12 protein-coding genes and 4 pseudogenes are annotated in these 16,334 nt (G+C 64.2%); 10 read left to right on the forward strand and 6 right to left on the reverse strand.

Features of this window, described 5'->3' with window-relative positions:
- From ACQ86E_RS26780 to dusA, 6 genes and pseudogenes are all read left to right on the forward strand, one after another.
- Positions 1-1,005, forward strand: coding sequence for a zinc-dependent alcohol dehydrogenase family protein (locus ACQ86E_RS26780; protein WP_431202543.1), 1,005 nt, complete (start codon positions 1-3; stop codon positions 1,003-1,005).
- A 2-nt stretch (positions 1,006-1,007) separates the two neighbouring features.
- Positions 1,008-2,081, forward strand: a complete 1,074-nt coding sequence (locus ACQ86E_RS26785; RefSeq protein WP_431202544.1) for an ABC transporter ATP-binding protein — start codon at positions 1,008-1,010, stop codon at positions 2,079-2,081.
- A gap of 178 nt (positions 2,082-2,259) precedes the next feature.
- Positions 2,260-3,036, forward strand: coding sequence for a PfkB family carbohydrate kinase (locus ACQ86E_RS26790; RefSeq protein ID WP_431202545.1), 777 nt, complete (start codon positions 2,260-2,262; stop codon positions 3,034-3,036).
- Complete coding sequence (locus ACQ86E_RS26795; protein ID WP_431202546.1) at positions 3,033-4,070, forward strand: tagatose 1,6-diphosphate aldolase; 1,038 nt, start codon at positions 3,033-3,035, stop codon at positions 4,068-4,070. The genes ACQ86E_RS26790 and ACQ86E_RS26795 overlap by 4 nt, the downstream gene beginning before the upstream one ends.
- A 49-nt stretch (positions 4,071-4,119) precedes the next feature.
- A pseudogene (locus ACQ86E_RS26800) lies at positions 4,120-5,245 on the forward strand (mandelate racemase/muconate lactonizing enzyme family protein).
- 563 nt (positions 5,246-5,808) lie between these two features.
- Complete coding sequence (dusA, locus tag ACQ86E_RS26805) at positions 5,809-6,804, forward strand: tRNA dihydrouridine(20/20a) synthase DusA (RefSeq protein WP_431202547.1); 996 nt, start codon at positions 5,809-5,811, stop codon at positions 6,802-6,804.
- 5 nt (positions 6,805-6,809) lie between these two features.
- Here the strand turns inward: dusA and ACQ86E_RS26810 are convergent.
- From ACQ86E_RS26810 to ACQ86E_RS26830, 5 genes and pseudogenes are all read right to left on the reverse strand, one after another.
- Positions 6,810-7,362: pseudogene (locus ACQ86E_RS26810) on the reverse strand (TIGR02281 family clan AA aspartic protease).
- 28 nt (positions 7,363-7,390) lie between these two features.
- Entirely contained in the window at positions 7,391-7,594 is a 204-nt protein-coding gene (locus ACQ86E_RS26815; protein WP_431202548.1) for a DUF1289 domain-containing protein, read from the reverse strand.
- A gap of 44 nt (positions 7,595-7,638) precedes the next feature.
- Positions 7,639-9,224 (reverse strand): annotated as a pseudogene (locus ACQ86E_RS26820) (sensor histidine kinase).
- Between the two features lie 135 nt (positions 9,225-9,359).
- Positions 9,360-10,635 (reverse strand): annotated as a pseudogene (gene nhaD, locus ACQ86E_RS26825) (sodium:proton antiporter NhaD).
- A gap of 21 nt (positions 10,636-10,656) precedes the next feature.
- A complete protein-coding gene (locus tag ACQ86E_RS26830) occupies positions 10,657-11,529 on the reverse strand; it encodes an NAD(P)-dependent oxidoreductase (protein ID WP_431202549.1) in 873 nt (290 codons plus the stop codon).
- A 195-nt stretch (positions 11,530-11,724) separates the two neighbouring features.
- On the opposite strand from ACQ86E_RS26830, the gene ACQ86E_RS26835 reads away from it, so the two are divergent.
- From ACQ86E_RS26835 to ACQ86E_RS26850, 4 genes are all read left to right on the forward strand, one after another.
- Positions 11,725-12,162: a VOC family protein gene (locus ACQ86E_RS26835; protein WP_431202550.1), complete on the forward strand. Its 438-nt coding sequence runs from the start codon at positions 11,725-11,727 to the stop codon at positions 12,160-12,162.
- A gap of 53 nt (positions 12,163-12,215) precedes the next feature.
- Positions 12,216-13,358, forward strand: a complete 1,143-nt coding sequence (locus ACQ86E_RS26840; RefSeq protein ID WP_431202551.1) for an Mrp/NBP35 family ATP-binding protein — start codon at positions 12,216-12,218, stop codon at positions 13,356-13,358.
- Between the two features lie 202 nt (positions 13,359-13,560).
- Positions 13,561-14,652, forward strand: coding sequence for a TRAP transporter substrate-binding protein (locus ACQ86E_RS26845; protein WP_431202552.1), 1,092 nt, complete (start codon positions 13,561-13,563; stop codon positions 14,650-14,652).
- A 407-nt stretch (positions 14,653-15,059) separates the two neighbouring features.
- Positions 15,060-15,407: a YunG family protein gene (locus tag ACQ86E_RS26850; RefSeq protein WP_431202553.1), complete on the forward strand. Its 348-nt coding sequence runs from the start codon at positions 15,060-15,062 to the stop codon at positions 15,405-15,407.
- Between the two features lie 12 nt (positions 15,408-15,419).
- Here ACQ86E_RS26850 and ACQ86E_RS26855 read toward each other — a convergent pair whose 3' ends face one another.
- A complete protein-coding gene (locus ACQ86E_RS26855) occupies positions 15,420-16,280 on the reverse strand; it encodes a DMT family transporter (protein WP_431202554.1) in 861 nt (286 codons plus the stop codon).
- Positions 16,281-16,334: the final 54 nt, after the last annotated feature.

Genomic DNA, 16,334 nt, shown 5'->3' on the forward strand with positions numbered 1-16,334 from the left:
ATGAATCTGTCACCTCGTCCGAATTCGGTCATGCAGGCAGCGGTCTTCCATGGCGACGACCGCATTACCGTCGAGCGCGTGGCGATACCCGACGTCGGGGCGGGTGAAGTCCTGGTGCGCGTCTCGCGCACCGCTTTATGCGGCTCCGATTTCAAGCTCTGGCACAAGGGCGCCGAATTCACCGCCGGCCATGAGATTTTTGGCGTGGTCGAACAGCCCGGCCACCGCTTCCACGGTCGCCGCTGCGCCGTCTATATCCCCTTGCACTGCGACCATTGCGCGGCCTGCAAGCGTGGCGATACCCAGATGTGCCTGGAAGTGTCGAGCCTGATTGGCTGGAACAGGCCGGGCGGCTATGCCGAATACGTGCCGGTGCCGGAGAACTGCCTGCTGCCGGTGCCTGACGATATCGAAGACAGCCTCGCGCCGTTGCTGCTCGACACCATTGGCACGTCGGCGCACGCGGTGCGCTTTGTCAGCCGCGTGGTGCCAGCCGGAGAGGCCGGAGCCGTTCTCGTTATGGGGGCAGGACCCGTCGGCCTCGGCGTAGTCCTGGCGCTTCGCGCGCTCGGTTACGACGATATCCGCGTCGCCGATCCCAACGCGGCGCGGCTCAAGATCGCGCAATCCTTTGGTGCGAAGGCGCACCCGGTCGGCGATACCTCGAAGCGCTTCGCCCTCATCATGGAGTGCTCGGGCGCGCATGTGGCGCGCAATCTCGGCATCGAGCTCGTCCTGCCGCGCGGCGCGCTGGTCTTGGTCGGTGAAAATGCGGCGCCCTGGATTATCGAGGAAGGCAAGGTTTTCCGCCGCAAGGATTTCTACATGATCCGGACCTTCTATTTCCCGGTCTCGGATTTCGAGCCGAATGTGGAGCTACTGCGCAGATACAAGGACGAATACCGCGTCCTTGTCGATGGTGAGTTCGGGCTGTCGGCCCTTCCTGAGAATTTTGCCCGTTTCGCCAGAGGCGAGCTGATCAAGCCCGTGTTGGCACTGGACTGATCATGGCATCGATCTCGATCCGCAACCTCACCAAACGCTACGGCAATTTCACCGTGATCCCCGATCTCAATCTGGAGATTGCGGACCATGAGTTCGTCGTGTTCGTCGGTCCGTCCGGCTGCGGCAAGTCGACCCTGCTGCGCATCATCGCTGGCCTCGAGCCGATCTCGTCGGGCGACCTCTATATCGGCGACAAGCGCGTCAACGGCGTGCAGGCCGCGCAGCGCGACATCGCAATGGTATTTCAGGATTACGCGCTCTATCCGCACATGCGCGTCTACGACAACATGTCGTTCGCGCTGGAACTGCGGGGGACGCCGAAGGCGGAGATCGACGCCCGGGTGAAGCGAGCCGCGGCGTTGCTGCACATCGAGCCCTATCTCGACCGCAAGCCGAAGGAGCTGTCTGGCGGGCAGCGCCAGCGCGTTGCCATGGGGCGCGCCATCGTGCGCAATCCCAAGGCCTTCCTGTTCGACGAGCCGCTCTCCAACCTGGACGCAAAACTGCGCGGACAGGTGCGCGCCGAGATCAAGGCGCTGTCGCAGGAGCTGATGACCACCATGGTCTTCGTCACCCACGACCAGATCGAGGCCATGACCATGGCCGACCGCATCGTCGTGCTCCAGAGCGGCACGATCCAGCAATACGACACGCCGGAGACGGTCTACGAGCGGCCCGCCAACCAGTTCGTCGCCGGCTTCATCGGCTCGCCCGCGATGAACTTCTTCCCTGTCGAGTGGCGTCAGGAGCGCGCGATCCTCTCGCAAGGTGGAATCGCCGTGCCGCTGGATGGCGAGGCCGCCGGCCGCCTGGGCAGGGCCGGCAGCGCCGTGCTCGGCATCCGTCCCGAACATTTCGCCGTCGCCGCCGATGCTGCCGATGGCATTGCCATCAACGTCAAGCTCGTCGAGCCGCTCGGCTCGGATACGCTGATCCATTTTGATCTCGCCGGCGTCTCCGCGATCGCGCGGGTCGATCCGACTCTGCGGCCGAAGGTTGGCGATCGCATCGCGCTGCGCCTGCAGCCGGGCAAGACGCATCTGTTCGATGCCGCCAACGGGCAGGTTCTGCGGTGAGCGCGCCGGCAAACATCGGCGATCTCTCAGCGCTGGCGGACGTCGCGTCCATGGCCAGGTGCGTGCAGGTGATCTGCCTCGGGCTGTCGGCGCTCGACCAGGTCTGGCGCGTCGATCGCCAGTTCGCGGGGGAAGCGAGAAGATCAGGGCCACCGGCTACGGCACGCTTGGCGGCGGCATGGCCGCCAATGCGAGCGTCGCGGCCGCAAAGCTCGGCGCATCCGTCGCTTTCTGGGGGCGGGCAGGGAATGACGCCGCCGGCCATGAGATGAAAACGGCCTTCACCGCCGAAGGCGTCGATGTCGAGAACTTCCGGCTGTTTCCCGATGGTCGTTCTTCCGTCTCCGGTGTCATCGTCGACAGCTCAGGCGAACGGCAGATCGTAAATTTCCGCGGGCTTTATCCTGAAGCCGCGGATTGGCTTCCGCTCGAGGCCGTCGCGCGCGCATCGTCCGTGCTGGCCGACCCGCGCTGGGTCGAGGGCGCCGCGACGCTGTTCCGCGAGGCGCGCTCACGCGGCGTTCCGACGGTACTCGACGGCGATATGGCCGAACCTGACGTGTTCGAGCGACTGTTGCCGCTGACCGACCACGCAATCTTTTCCGAGCCCGCGCTCACCGCCTTTATCGGCTCGGCCGAAGACCGATCTCTCGGCGCACTCGGGCGCTTCGGCTGCCGCGTCGTCGCCGTCACGCGCGGCGAAGGCGGCGTGAGCTGGTACGAGACCGGCCAGTTGCACCGGCAGGCCGCCTATGTCGTCGACGTCGTCGACACGACGGGCGCGGGAGACGTCTTCCACGGAGCCTATGCGCTGGCGATCGGCGCCGGGCTCGACGTGGGCGCGGCCATGGCGTTTTCGGCGGCCACGGCCGCCATGAAATGCCGCCACCCCGGCGGGCGTAACGGAATCCCCGATATCAACGAGTGTCTTGCATTCATGAGGACGAAGCCATGAGAACGATTGGAAAGAACCGCGGCCTGGCACGGCTTGCTGACGCGGATGGTCACTTTCGCATGGTCGCGCTGGATCAGCGGCCGCCCTTGTTCGATGCCATTGCGAAAGCAAAAGGCATTGCGCGGGACCAGGTCGCATATTCCGACGTCACGGCGGCCAAGCGTCTTCTCGTGGAGAACCTTTCGCCGCACTGCAGCTCGATGCTGTTTGACCCGAATTTCGCGGTGCCCGCCGCGATCGATCTGCTGCCGCCGCGCTGTGGCCTGATCATGACGCTGGAGGAGCACCGCGTCGAGGAAACCGCGGGCGGCCGCAAATCGCGCGCGATCACCAATTGGAGTGTGGAGAAGATCCGCGCCATGGGCGGCGATGCCGTCAAGGTACTGGCCTGGTACCGGCCGGACGCCGATGCAGCGGTGAACGAACATCAGAAGCGTTTCGTGCGCGAGATCGGCGAAGACTGCGCCCGGCACGACATCCCCTATGTTCTGGAGCTGCTGGTCTATCCCTTCCTCGGCAGTGCCAATCACACTGCCGACTACGTGGAATCGCCGGGCAAGCTTCCTGGTCTCGTCATCGACAGCGTGCGCGAGTTCGCCAGGCCCGAATATGGTGTCGATCTCCTCAAGCTGGAGAGCCCGCTTGCGGCCAACAGCCTGCCGGCTCGTGACGGCAGCGCGGAGGCGAAAGCTGCGCAGAAGGAGTTCGATTCGATCGGCGACATCTGCCGCGCGCGGAGCATCCCCTGGGTGTTGCTGTCGGGCGGCGCCGCGCCCGAGCAATTCGAGCGCGTCCTCGACTACTCCTATGCGGCGGGCGCGAGCGGCTTCCTCGCCGGCCGTACCATCTGGCTCGACGCCGTCCTGAAGAATTTCCCGGACCGTGCGGCAGTTTCGGCAAGCCTGCGCAAAGACGGGCTCGGCGTGCTGGAACGGCTCAACCAACTGACCACCGCCAAAGGAACGCCGTGGAAGGCGCGCTTTCCGGTGTTCACCGATATCAAGCAGGAAGGTGACTTCGCGCGCGCCTATTGAGATGGGTGGCGGTTCCGCGCGGTCTCATCTCGATCGCAGGATCTACAACATGTCCGACAGCTTCACCATCCGTTCGATCGAGGCGTTCTGCTATCGCTATCCGCTGGCGAGACCGGTGGTGACGTCGTTCGGCAGGATGCTCGACCGTCCCGCCGTTTTCGTTCGCGCAGTCGACGAAGACGGTGTCGAGGGCTGGGGCGAAGCCTGGTCCAACTTTCCAGCTCCCGGCGCCGAGCACCGCGCCCGGCTCGTCAACGAGGTGCTTGCGCCGAGCCTTGTCGGACGCAGGTTCGACAGCCCCGCTCAGGCCTTCGAAACTCTGACGAAGGGAACCGAAGTGCTCGCGCTTCAAAGCGGCGAGCCCGGCCCATTCGCGCAAGCGATTGCGGGTATCGATCTCGCGCTGTGGGATATCTCGGCGCGCCGCCATCGCCTGCCGCTTTGGCGGCTGCTCGGCGGGCAGTTGAGCCGGATCAAGGTCTACGCCAGCGGTATCAACCCCGGCGGCGCGGCGCAGACAGCGGAGGCCGCGCTCAAGCGCGGCCATCGTGCGCTGAAGCTGAAGGTCGGCTTCGGCGCCGAGACAGATCTCGCCAACCTCGCTGCGCTGCGCGGTATTGTCGGCACCGGCATGCTCGCCGCCGATGCCAATCAGGCCTGGTCGGTGAATCAGGCATTGGAGGTGTTGCCGCGGCTGGTTGAGTTCGATCTGCGCTGAGCTCGAGGAGCCGGTCCGCGCCGACCGGCCACGTGAGGAATGGCGCAGGCTGCGGTTAGCCGCGACAATGCCGCTTGCTGCTGGCGAAAACATTTCCAGTGTCGAGGGATTCAGGGAGGTTCTCGCCGAAGACGTGCTCGACGTGGTTCAGCCCGACATCGCCAAATGGGGTGGGCTCAGCGTCGGCGCGCTTCTCGCGCGTGACATTCTGAAGTCGGGTAAGACATTCTGCCCTCACTATCTCGGCGGTGGCATCGGACTACTTGCGTCGGCGCATCTCTTGGCCGGCGTTGGTGGCGACGGTTGGCTCGAGGTCGATACCAACGACAATCTTTTGCGCGATCGTTTTTGTGGCCCGATCGGCAACGTCAGGAACGGCACCGTCGAACTGGGCGAAGAGCTCGGGCTCGGAATGGTGCCCGATCTTCTCTCTATCCAACGCTATCGCAGCATCTAGACTAGGAAGGGAGGCCCGTGGGCCGCCGGCTAGAATGGCTCTCGCTTGAGTGACAGCGATCTCGTTGGCCACGGCTTGCTCAAACCTGCTCATGATGGAGTGGGTAGAGTAATCAGGGAAGGCATGTGATCAATGATTGTCCGAATTTCAACGTGAATAGTTTGGTCCCACGACCTCCCACGCGTCATAACCTGTTAGTTGAGCAGAAGTACTTTCTGGTCATTTCCCTCCTTATTCCTCGGGTCCTTTCTTCCGAACTCGATCGGCCGCTCTCTGTATCGGCTGCTCTCTGTTGAGAGCGGGCAGTTTCACATTGCCGAGTTCGCTCTTGAGCGAGGCCCATTCTTCGCCATCCTTGCGTCTCCGGAACGTCTCGGCCACATAACGGGTCTTGCGCCGGACTTGGACACGCCAGTTTCCAGATGCCAATTGTGTGTAGGTCGCCAAGCGTGTGCACTCCGGCTTTCGTGTGCACCAGAAGGTCAAAAACGGGTACAAACGTGTGCAATTTCGGCTAGTTTGGAGTGGACACGTTCTTCTCATTGAGAGGATATGATAAACTGTTGAAATATCAAGGCTATCGCTTTTCCGTGGCACCCATGATGGACTGGACGGACCGGCACTGCCGGGTGTTCCACCGTCACCTCAGCCGGCGGGCGCTGCTCTATACGGAGATGCTGACCACTGGCGCCATCATTCATGGGGACCGGGCCCGGCTGCTTGGGTTCGACGCGGTGGAGCATCCGGTGGCGCTGCAGCTTGGCGGATCGGATCCGCACGAGCTCGCGACGGCTGCGCGGATCGGTGTGGAGTTTGGCTATGACGAGATCAACCTCAATGTCGGCTGTCCGTCCGACCGCGTGAAAGACGGTCGCTTTGGCGCTTGTCTCATGGCGGAGCCGGAGCTGGTGGCGAGGTGCGTCGACGCGATGAAGCGTGCGGTTGCCGTTCCCGTCACCGTCAAATGCCGCATCGGCATCGACGACCAGGATCCGGAAGTCGCGCTGGATACGCTCGCGCGCGCGGTGGTCGCGTCCGGCTGCGACGCGCTGATCGTGCATGCCCGGAAAGCCTGGCTCAACGGTCTGTCGCCGAAGGAGAATCGGGATATCCCGCCGCTCGACTACGATCGCGTCTACCGGCTCAAGCGCGCGATGCCGAACGTACCTGTCATCATCAATGGCGGCATCCGGAGCATCGAAGAGGCGAAAGCGCATCTCGAAAACGTCGACGGCGTGATGCTCGGCCGCGCTGCTTATCAGGAGCCGTGGCGGCTGCTCGCCGTCGATTCTGGCATCTTTGGCGAGGCTGCGCCGCATGCAACCATGCAGGACGCGCTCGAAGCGATGATGCCCTATATCGAGCAGCAGCTGGCGCGCGGCACGCGGCTGCATGCGATTACGCGGCATTTTGTCGGCGCATTCCACGCCGTGCCCGGCGCACGCGCCTTCCGTCGCCATCTTGCCGAGCAGGGGGTGAAGCCGGGCGCCGGCATCGAGGTGTTGCGCGATGCAATCGCGCGTGTCGGTGCGCGCGTGCCGGCAGAGGCGGCGGCGTAAGTCGGTTAGTCGACCGTCATGCGTGAGCGGCGATGGTTGCTCTGGAGTTCCGGATAGCCGGTGAGCATCAGCTTGTCGGCGCGCACGCCCCAGCTCTCCAGGCGATCGAGGAAGCTCATGCCGAGCAGATTGGTCTTCATCTGTCCGCGTTGCACGACGAGCGCCGGCACCGACTTCTCGACGAGGTGGCCGACGGAGAGACGGTCGAGCGTGAGGCGAGCCGCCTTGGTGTGACCGCCCGCGGTTTCGAGATCGACGTCGTATTCGAGCATATCGAGCGGCAGTCCGATCGCCTTCGCTGTCTCCCAGGTCAGCACCACGGAGGTGGCGCCGGTGTCGATCACCATGGGTGCGGCGACGCCGTTGATCTTGGCACGCAGCGCGAATTCGCCGCCCTGGCCACGCGGGATCTGCACGGCCGGGGGGCGACGCGGTCTGTCCGCGAAAGATGTGCGAGACCCTGTTGCTCGCGCGCACGATCTGATCGGGATCGCCATAGGCGACGACCGCACCTGCCGTGCCGGCGAGCATGATGAGAACGAGCAGGAAGCGGATCATCGCGCGCCTCCGAAGGCGCGCAGGCCGGTCAGGCGCGTTTCGGTGATCCCGCGATCGGCACGAGTCCGGCGTCCGCCATGCGTGTCGGCAACAGCGCCATGACGGACAGGCGTTCCGGACTTTCCATGGCGTGCCAGCGCGCGATCTCCGGCAAGGTGCGGCCACAGCCGAAGCACAGCTTGGTCCTGGGATCGATCATGCAGACGGCGACGCACGGCGTTTCTTTGCTCATGTTGACATAGTGAAGGATGGTCGCGCATTTCTGCAAGCATCTCGTTAAGAGCCCGTGCCCGCGCTCATGATCGGCTTGTGGCGCGGCCGGCGCTTCTCGTCGGGCTCCCCGGCTGCAGCGGCGGAGAATCATCCGACAGTGGTGCCAGTGCGCTCATCACGCGCTCCGGCGGGAAGGTGACGATCACCTCGGTGCCGATTCGCAGCTTCGATTTCAGCGTGAACGTGCCGCCATGCAGGTCGATCAGGTTCTTGGCGATCGGCAGGCCGAGGCCTGCGCCCTGTTCAGCCGATTTGATCGAGTTCGAGCCCTGGCCGAACGAGGCGAGCACGACCGGAATTTCCTCCTCGGGGATACCCGAGCCGGTGTCCTTCACCGAGAGATATTGTCCGCCCGAGGCGGTCCAGCCGGCCTTGAGCCAGATCTCGCCGCCTTGCGGGGTGAACTTGATCGAGTTGGAGAGCAGATTGAGCACGACCTGGCGGATCGCGCGCTCGTCGGCCCAAAGCCGCGGCATGGCCTGCTCGAACACCTCGTGGATGGTGATGCCGCGGCTGGAGGCGCGCAGCTTCATCAGATGATGGCAATCGGCGACGATGCCGACCAGCGAGACCGCTTCCTCGTTCAGTTCGTAGCGGCCCGCCTCGATCCGCGACAGATCGAGGATTTCGTTGATGAGGTTGAGCAGGTGCACGCCGGAATTATGGATATCGGCGGAATATTCCTTGTAAACCGGCACCGCATGCGCGCCAAAGATCTCGCTCTTCATCACCTCGGAGAAGCCGAGGATCGCGTTCAGCGGCGTGCGCAGCTCGTGGCTCATCTGCGCGAGGAAACGCGACTTGGCGACGTTGGCGGCTTCGGCGCGGTGGCGCGCTTCGTCCGAGATCGCCTTGGCCTGTTCGAGCTCGCCGATCAGCGCATCCTTCTCGGCGCGCGCCTCCAGCGTGGCAAAGGTCGAGGAATGCAGGCGGTGCGCCAGCAGCACGAAATAGCCCTCGGCCGCCAGCGCCAGCGCCGCAAGAATGTAATTGTCCAGCGAGCCGGTCATCGCAAAGCTCAGCGCCATCGCAACCGCAACCGGCGCGGTGGCGGCAAGGGCTGCGATCGGGAGATTGGCGGCGAGCATGCTCGATACTGCAATCACCAGCAGCATCAGGAACATCATCAGCGTTTCCGTGACCATGTCGAGCACGGGATGGATCATGATCGCCATCCAGCACAGGCCATAGAGCAGGTCGAGCACGACGAAACGCGTCCGCCACGCCCGCGTCGCGGTCGGTGAGGTGGGCTCGGCCAGGAAGCGGTGGCAGCTGCGAATCATCGCGGCGTGAATGCAGAGCATGCCCGCCGTCCAGGCCGCGGCCTGGATCGGCTGCATCCACAGTCCGAACAGCACACCGGTAGCGACCACCAGCAGCATCACGACATAGGAGGCCGACAGCCGCGTCTGGGCGTATTGGCGCAGCATCTCGGCGTCGAAGGCTGGCCGGGTTCCGCTGGTCGACGTTAACTTGTCGCGCGCTTCGCGCACCCGCTGCGCCGCAGCCCGTCGGCTGCTCGCCGACGGAGCGCTGATTGGCTCGGCCGGAAGCTGCACGACTTCAGGCTTTTCAGCGGGGTTACTCATCAAGCAACACGATTCCTGCCCGCGTCGGACGCGGGCCTTCTGCATTGTCTATCTCTGGCAAGAAATCCTTAAGAGGTGACTTAAGGAGCTAAAGAATTACGTTAACGCGGCGTTAATTCCTGGCGCTGGTTCCGCTCAGTGCAGCCACGCATGCTGCGCGACGTAGACGACCGCCCCGGCCAGATAGCCCGCGAGCGCGGGGACGGCGATGCGGCGGGCGTACCAGAGGAACTCGATCCGTTCGAGCCCCATGGCGGCGACGCCGGCGGCCGAGCCGATGATCAGGATCGACCCGCCGGTGCCGGCGCAATAGGCGATGAATTCCCAGAGGAAGCTGTCGGTCGGGTAATGGGCAAGGTCGTACATGCCCATGGTCGCGGCGACCAGCGGCACGTTGTCGATGACGGCGCTGAGCAGGCCAAGGACGACGACGATGATATCCTGGCGGCCGATCGTCGCATCCAGCCATTTGGCCGTCATGGACAGCAGGCCGGCATGTTCGAGACTGGCAACCGCGAGCAGGATGCCCACGAAAAACACGACAGAGCCCATGTCGATCTGCGTTAGCGCATGAGCGAGCGACAGTGGACGGCGCACGTGCTCGTCCTTGTTGCGGTGGACGAGCTCTCCGGCCAGCCAGACGATGCCAAGCCCGAAAAGGACGCCCATGAACGGCGGCAGATGGGTGACCGTCTTGAAGGCGGGCACCGCGACCAGCACGCCGAGCCCGAGATAGAACATGACGTTGCGCTCGAAGCGATCGATCGCCAGTAGCCCGTTGTCCTTCGACGGCGCCGCGATGGTCTTGCCTCTGAGCGAAAAGCTGATGAAGGCGAGCGGCACCAGCAGATTGACCAGCGAGGGCAGGAAAACAGCGCCCATGATCTTGAGCGGTGAGATCTGGCCGCCGATCCACAGCATGGTCGTGGTGACGTCGCCGATGACGGTCCACGCGCCGCCGGCATTGGCTGCGATCACGATGAGAGACGCGAACAGCAGGCGGTCGTCGCGCCGCGCGATCAGCCGCTGGATCAGCGAGATCATCACGATGGTGGTGGTGAGATTGTCGAGGATCGCGCTGAGGAAGAAGGTGACGAAGCCGATCAGCCAGATCAGCTTGACCTGGCTCGTCGTGCCGATGCGGGAGGTGATGACCTCAAAACCGTCGTGGGCGTCGATCACCTCGACGATGGTCATCGCGCCGATCAGGAAAAACGATCTGCGCAGTCGAGGCTACGGATTCATCGAGTTGACGGCCGACCAGCGCGTGGTCGCCCGTCGCCATGGCGTAGATGGTCCACAGCAGGCCCGCGCCGAGTAGCGCGGAGGCGCTCTTGTTGACCCCGATCGGATGCTCGAGGGCAATCGCCGCATAGGCCAGGACGAAGATGGCGGCGAGCGCGATCAGCACGGCGTATCAATCCGTCAGGTGTCAGCGATTGAGTCGCGCGAGCAGGCTCGACGTATCCCAGCGCTTGCCGCCCATCTTCTCCACCTCGGAGTAGAACTGGTCGACGAGGGCGGTGACCGGCAGATTGGCGCCGTTGCGACGGGCTTCGGTGAGCGCGATCGAGAGGTCCTTGCGCATCCATTCGACCGCGAAGCCGAAATCGTACTTGTCCTCGTTCATGGTCTTGTAGCGATTCTCCATCTGCCACGACTGCGCCGCGCCCTTGGAGATGGTTTCGATCACGGCCGCGACGTCGAGGCCGCTCTTCTTGGCGAAATGGACACCCTCGGAGAGGCCCTGCACGAGGCCTGCGATGCAGATCTGGTTGACCATCTTGGTCAGCTGGCCGGAGCCGGCGGGCCCGAGCAGTTTGCACATCCGCGCATAGGCGCCCGTGATGATGGGCTCGGCGCCGGCGTAAACGTCCGGCGCGCCGCCGCACATCACCGTCAGCACGCCGTTCTCGGCGCCGGCCTGGCCGCCGGAGACCGGGGCGTCGATGAACTTGAAGCCGGCCTTGGTCGCGGCCGCGTCCAGCTCGCGCGCGACTTCGGCGGAGGCGGTGGTGTGGTCGACGAACGTCGCGCCCTTCTTCATGCCGGCGAACGCGCCGTCGGCGCCGATCGTGACCGAGCGCAGGTCATTGTCGTTGCCGACGCAGCACATCACGAAATCCTGGCCTTCGGCGGCGGCCTTCGGGGTCGCCGCCGTCTTGCCGCCGAACTTGTCCGCCCATTCCTTCGCCTTGGCCGCGGTGCGGTTGTAGACGGTGACCTCATGGCCCCCTTTTTTCACGAGGTGTCCGGCCATGGGGAAGCCCATCACGCCGAGACCGAGGAAAGCGACTTTAGCCATGTGTGGTACCTTGTCCGTAGCTTGAGTTTTACGGTTGCAGCCGGGCGAGGGGCGCCAGCCGGCGTTCTTGAGGTTCCGCCGAAAGACGGATCGGGCGCACCATAAACCCTTGAGGCCGGAGGGCAACGGCTTCGTTTGGCGGCCTCCTGTGCTAGGATGGCGGAGCCAAGGACTTCAAGAAAAGGGAGCGAAAGCATGGGCGGCACAAGTGTCGGCGTCCTCGATCATTTCAACATCCGCACCCGGCATCTGGCCGAGACGGTACGCTTTTACGAGGACGTGCTGGGCCTCGAAAAAGGCGCCCGGCCCAATTTCGCCTTCCCGGGCGCGTGGATGTACAGCGAGGGCAAGCCGGTGGTGCACCTCGTCGATATTTCACCAACCTCGGAACCGCAAAAGCCGGATTCCGGCGTGGTCCACCACGTCGCCTTCGTCAGCCGCGGCTTCGACGGCATGAAGCAGCGGCTGGCCGCCAAGGGTATGAAATTCGACGCCCGCCAGGTGCCCGGCGGCGAGCTCTGGCAGATCTTCGTCTACGACCCCAACGGCGTCATGATCGAACTGAATTACGAGGCCGCGCTGGAGCAGGGGGCCTCTCCCGCCGAGATGGCTGGTGATATCGGCAGGCAGTAGCCTTTTGGCCGTTTCCGCTCTAATGGGGCATCCTGAACTCGAGGAGATGCGCTTTGAGCGTGACGCAGCAACAGGTTCTCGACAGCCTCGCCCGGATCAAGTCGCCCCGCGGGGTCGCGCTCACCAATGCCAATGTGCTGAGCGCGATCAGCGCTGCCGACGGCAAGGTATTCTTCTCGATCAACGTCGATGCCGCCGAGGCGCGGGCGTGGGAATCCGTCCGGGCCGAAGCGGAGGCTGCCGTGCGCGCCATTCCCGGCGTCACCACCGTGATGGTGGCGCTGACCGCCGAGCGCAAGGCCGGCGCCGCGCCGCCACCGCCGCCTACGCCGAGCCGCGGCACGCCCGGCGTGCAGCCGGTCCATGCCCACAAGCCGCCGCCGCAGGGCGGAGCCCAATCGCCGATGGCGCGGCAGTCCGAGATTCCGGGCGTTGCCGCCGTGATCGCGGTCGCCTCGGGCAAGGGCGGCGTCGGCAAATCGACCACCGCGCTCAATCTTGCGCTGGGCCTGCGCGACCTCGGCCTCAAGGTCGGGCTGCTCGATGCCGACATCTACGGCCCCTCGGTGCCGCGGCTGACGGGCCTGCACGAGAAGCCGGAGCTGGACGGCGAGCGCAAGATGATTCCGCTCAGGCGCTTCGGCCTCGCCATCATGTCGATCGGCTTCCTCGTGGAGGAAGAGACCGCGATGATCTGGCGCGGTCCGATGGTGATGTCGGCGGTGACGCAGATGCTGCGCGACGTCGCCTGGGGCACGCTCGACGTGCTTGTCGTCGACATGCCGCCGGGCACGGGCGATGCCCAGCTCACGCTGGCGCAGAACGTGCCCTTGAAGGGCGCCGTGATCGTCTCGACCCCGCAGGACCTGTCCCTGATCGACGCGCGGCGGGGGCTTGCCATGTTCAGGAAGGTCAACGTGCCCGTGCTGGGGATCGTCGAGAACATGAGCTATTTCCAGTGCCCGCATTGCGGCACGAAATCCGACATCTTCGGCCATGGCGGGGCGCGCCACGAGGCCGAGAAGCTGGGCGTGCCGTTCCTGGGGGAGATCCCGCTCCACATGGCGATTCGCGCCAGTTCCGACGCCGGTAGTCCGGTGGTCGACAGCGAGCCGGACGGCCCCCATGCGGCGATCTATCGCGCCATTGCCGGCCAGGTCCGGGACCAGCTCAAGGGCGTCATCGCCGCGGCTTGAGGCTTTCAGGCCAGTCTGCTGGGGACATGCGACTTTCGTAGAGCCCCGTCATGCCAATGTCGCGTTCCGAAACCGTGCGGTCCGTGTTAAAGGCCCACGGCAGTCAAGCCCCTTCGGTTCGACGCGGCCCAAAACGCGTCGCCGGAATGTGCGGCAGCAAAGAGGAAGTTCGGGGAAACGCCCCAGCAAGGAGAGCCTGAAGATGAAGCGTCGTGATTTTCTGAAAGTGTCGGCAGCAGGTGCTGCGGCAACCGCCGCGGTGGCCTCGCCGGCGATCGCGCAGTCCTCGCCCGAGGTGAAGTGGCGCATGACGTCGAGCTTCCCGAAGTCGCTCGACACCATCTATGGCGGCGGCGAGCAGGTGGCGAAATACGTCGCCGAAATGACCGACAACAAATTCCAGATCCAGGTGTTCGCCGCCGGCGAACTCGTCCCCGGCCTCCAGGCGCTCGACGCGACCACCAGCGGCACGGTCGAGATGTGCCACACGGTCTCCTACTACTATGTCGGTAAGGACCCGACCTGGGCCATCTACGCCTCGGTGCCGTTCGGCCTCAACGCGCGTCAGCAGAACTCCTGGTGGTACCAGGGCGGCGGCATGGAGCTCGGCAACGAGTTCTTCAAGAAGGCGAACGTGATCGGCTTCCCCTGCGGTAACACCGGCACCCAGATGGGCGGCTGGTTCCGCAAGGAGATCAAGACGGTTGCGGACCTCTCGGGCCTGAAGATGCGCATCGGCGGCATTGCCGGCCAGGTGCTCCAGAAGGTCGGCGTGGTGCCGCAGCAGCTCGCAGGCGGCGACATCTATCCGGCGCTGGAGAAGGGCACCATCGACGCGGCCGAGTGGGTCGGTCCCTACGACGACGAGAAGCTCGGTTTCGCCAAGGTCGCCAAGTACTACTATTACCCGGGCTTCTGGGAAGGCGGTCCGACCGTCCATGCCTTCGCCAATCTGGACAAGTGGAATTCGCTGCCGAAGAACTACCAGGCGATCCTCACCAACGCGACCGCCAACGCCAACAGCTGGATGGCCGCGCGCTACGACATGCAGAACCCGTCGGCGCTGAAGCGTCTGGTTGCCGGCGGCACCCAGCTTCGTCCGTTCACCAACGAAGTGCTGGAAGCCTGCCTCAAGTCGACCAACGAGCTGTGGGGCGAGATCTCCGCCAAGAACCCCGACTTCAAGAAGTCGATCGACGCCATGCAGGCCTACCGCTCCGACGAATATCTGTGGTGGCAGGTCGCCGAGTACACCTACGACAGCTTCATGATCCGCTCGCGCACCCGCGGCTGATCTTACGAAGCGTCGCAAGACGACTGGGCCCGGCCTCGTTCGCGAGGCCGGGTTTTTCTTTGGCGGCGGCATGTGCGGACTCAAAGTCTGCAAAACAACCCCATGCACAGTAGACGCGGGGTGTGGGGAAATGGCCCGATGGCGGCCGACAACAGTTTGACTTGCTGGGGCAATTTGCGGGAAGGCGCGCGTCCGCTTCTACACCGTCATTGCGAGCGCAGCGAAGCAATCCAGAGTCTCTCTGCGGAATGATTCTGGATTGCTTCGCTACGCTCGCAATGACGGGGTTGGAGTTGGAGCTCGGCTGCGCAACGAACTCGTTTGACACGTCGGGCAAAACAGCGGCATAAAGCGATTATCGAATAATCCGAAAATTTGATCTCGGCGCCGATCCGTTGGAGCTGTCGATGCGCTTCGATCCCGATGATATTCAACGCGCTCTGCGCGAGGCGTGGTCGTTGTCGACGTCCAGCCAATGGACCCCGCACAATCCCGCAGCCGGACAATGCAACGTGACGTCGCTGCTTATCCACGAACTCTTCGGCGGCGAGTTGCTGAAGACGCCTCGGCCGGCCGGCGATCATTTCTACAACCGGATCGGAGGCGAAAGGTACGACTTCACGGCGAGCCAGTTCGAGCAGCCGATCGCTTACGTGGACTTGCCGACAGATCGGGCCGACGCAGAGCGGGGAGCAACAAGCGACCAGTTGGCTGAACTCAGGGCCGCTTTTCAGCGGCAGGCACCGGCTCAGTGAGACTGTGGGCGCTCAGCGTGGCCGAGTGCTCGGTCTGACTTGCGTAATGGCGACGCCGGAGATTGCGAGCAGGCCGCCGACGATCAACCTCGGGGTCACGCGCTCGCCAAGAAACAGCACGCTCGACATCAGGGCGAACACCGGCAGCAACAGACCGAAGGGAGCGACGCGGCTCATGGAGCAGCGGGCGATCAACCAGAACCAGAGGCCAAAGCCGACGATTCCGCCGATGAAAATCGTGTAGGCGAGGGCGAGCCAACCATTTTCATCCGCGGTCGCAAGGCTCGCCAACTGTCCGTGTTCGAGCAGCAGCGACATCACCATGACCTGCGGCACCGTGAACAGCGACGACCATCCCATCAGCATCAGCGGATCGAAAGGGCCGTAGCGTTTGGTCAGGACGTTGGAGACCGCGAAAGCGAAGGCTGCCCCGACCACGAGCAGCAGCGGCAGCGGGTTTGCCGCCAGGCCGGGCTGCGCTGCCAGCACGACCACGCCGACGAAGGCGAGCACAACGCCGGCGGATGTAACGAGAGACGGTCTCTCCGCGAGCAGCGGCCAGGCCAACAGGACGGTGAAGGGTGTGGCGAGTTGATATGCGACCGCCGACATGCTTCCCGAGCCGAGGCCAAGGCCGACATAGAACAGCCCGAAGTTCAGTCCGCCAAGGAAAAGCGAAATGGCTGCAATGGGGCCAAGCTGTCGGCGCGTGGGCCTCTTGACGAAGGGTACGAGCAGCAGCGCGATGGCGAGGAAGCGCAGCGCGAGGAAGAACAGCGGCGGAAACTCGGTGACACCTACCTTGATCGCCACGAACTGGTAGCCCCAGAGCAGGGGAACGGCGAGAGCGCAGACGATCTGGAGAGCCGACATAGCATTCTTCATTTCGAGACCGATCGGTCCAGATATAGATGCGCTGATGGCGGA

The organism is Bradyrhizobium betae, from assembly GCF_050632175.1.
In the GTDB taxonomy this organism is placed as follows: domain Bacteria; phylum Pseudomonadota; class Alphaproteobacteria; order Rhizobiales; family Xanthobacteraceae; genus Bradyrhizobium; species Bradyrhizobium betae_B.

What these genes read in the sequence shown, in the direction of transcription:
- ACQ86E_RS26830 (WP_431202549.1), bottom strand. Translation starts at nt 11,529, where the DNA reads ATGGCTAAAGTCGCTTTCCTCGGTCTCGGCGTGATGGGCTTCCCCATG.
- ACQ86E_RS26850 (WP_431202553.1), top strand. Translation starts at nt 15,060, where the DNA reads ATGCGCTTCGATCCCGATGATATTCAACGCGCTCTGCGCGAGGCGTGG.
- ACQ86E_RS26835 (WP_431202550.1), top strand. Translation starts at nt 11,725, where the DNA reads ATGGGCGGCACAAGTGTCGGCGTCCTCGATCATTTCAACATCCGCACC.
- ACQ86E_RS26795 (WP_431202546.1), top strand. Translation starts at nt 3,033, where the DNA reads ATGAGAACGATTGGAAAGAACCGCGGCCTGGCACGGCTTGCTGACGCG.
- ACQ86E_RS26780 (WP_431202543.1), top strand. Translation starts at nt 1, where the DNA reads ATGAATCTGTCACCTCGTCCGAATTCGGTCATGCAGGCAGCGGTCTTC.
- ACQ86E_RS26855 (WP_431202554.1), bottom strand. Translation starts at nt 16,280, where the DNA reads ATGTCGGCTCTCCAGATCGTCTGCGCTCTCGCCGTTCCCCTGCTCTGG.
- ACQ86E_RS26845 (WP_431202552.1), top strand. Translation starts at nt 13,561, where the DNA reads ATGAAGCGTCGTGATTTTCTGAAAGTGTCGGCAGCAGGTGCTGCGGCA.
- ACQ86E_RS26790 (WP_431202545.1), top strand. Translation starts at nt 2,260, where the DNA reads ATGGCCGCCAATGCGAGCGTCGCGGCCGCAAAGCTCGGCGCATCCGTC.
- ACQ86E_RS26815 (WP_431202548.1), bottom strand. Translation starts at nt 7,594, where the DNA reads ATGAGCAAAGAAACGCCGTGCGTCGCCGTCTGCATGATCGATCCCAGG.
- ACQ86E_RS26785 (WP_431202544.1), top strand. Translation starts at nt 1,008, where the DNA reads ATGGCATCGATCTCGATCCGCAACCTCACCAAACGCTACGGCAATTTC.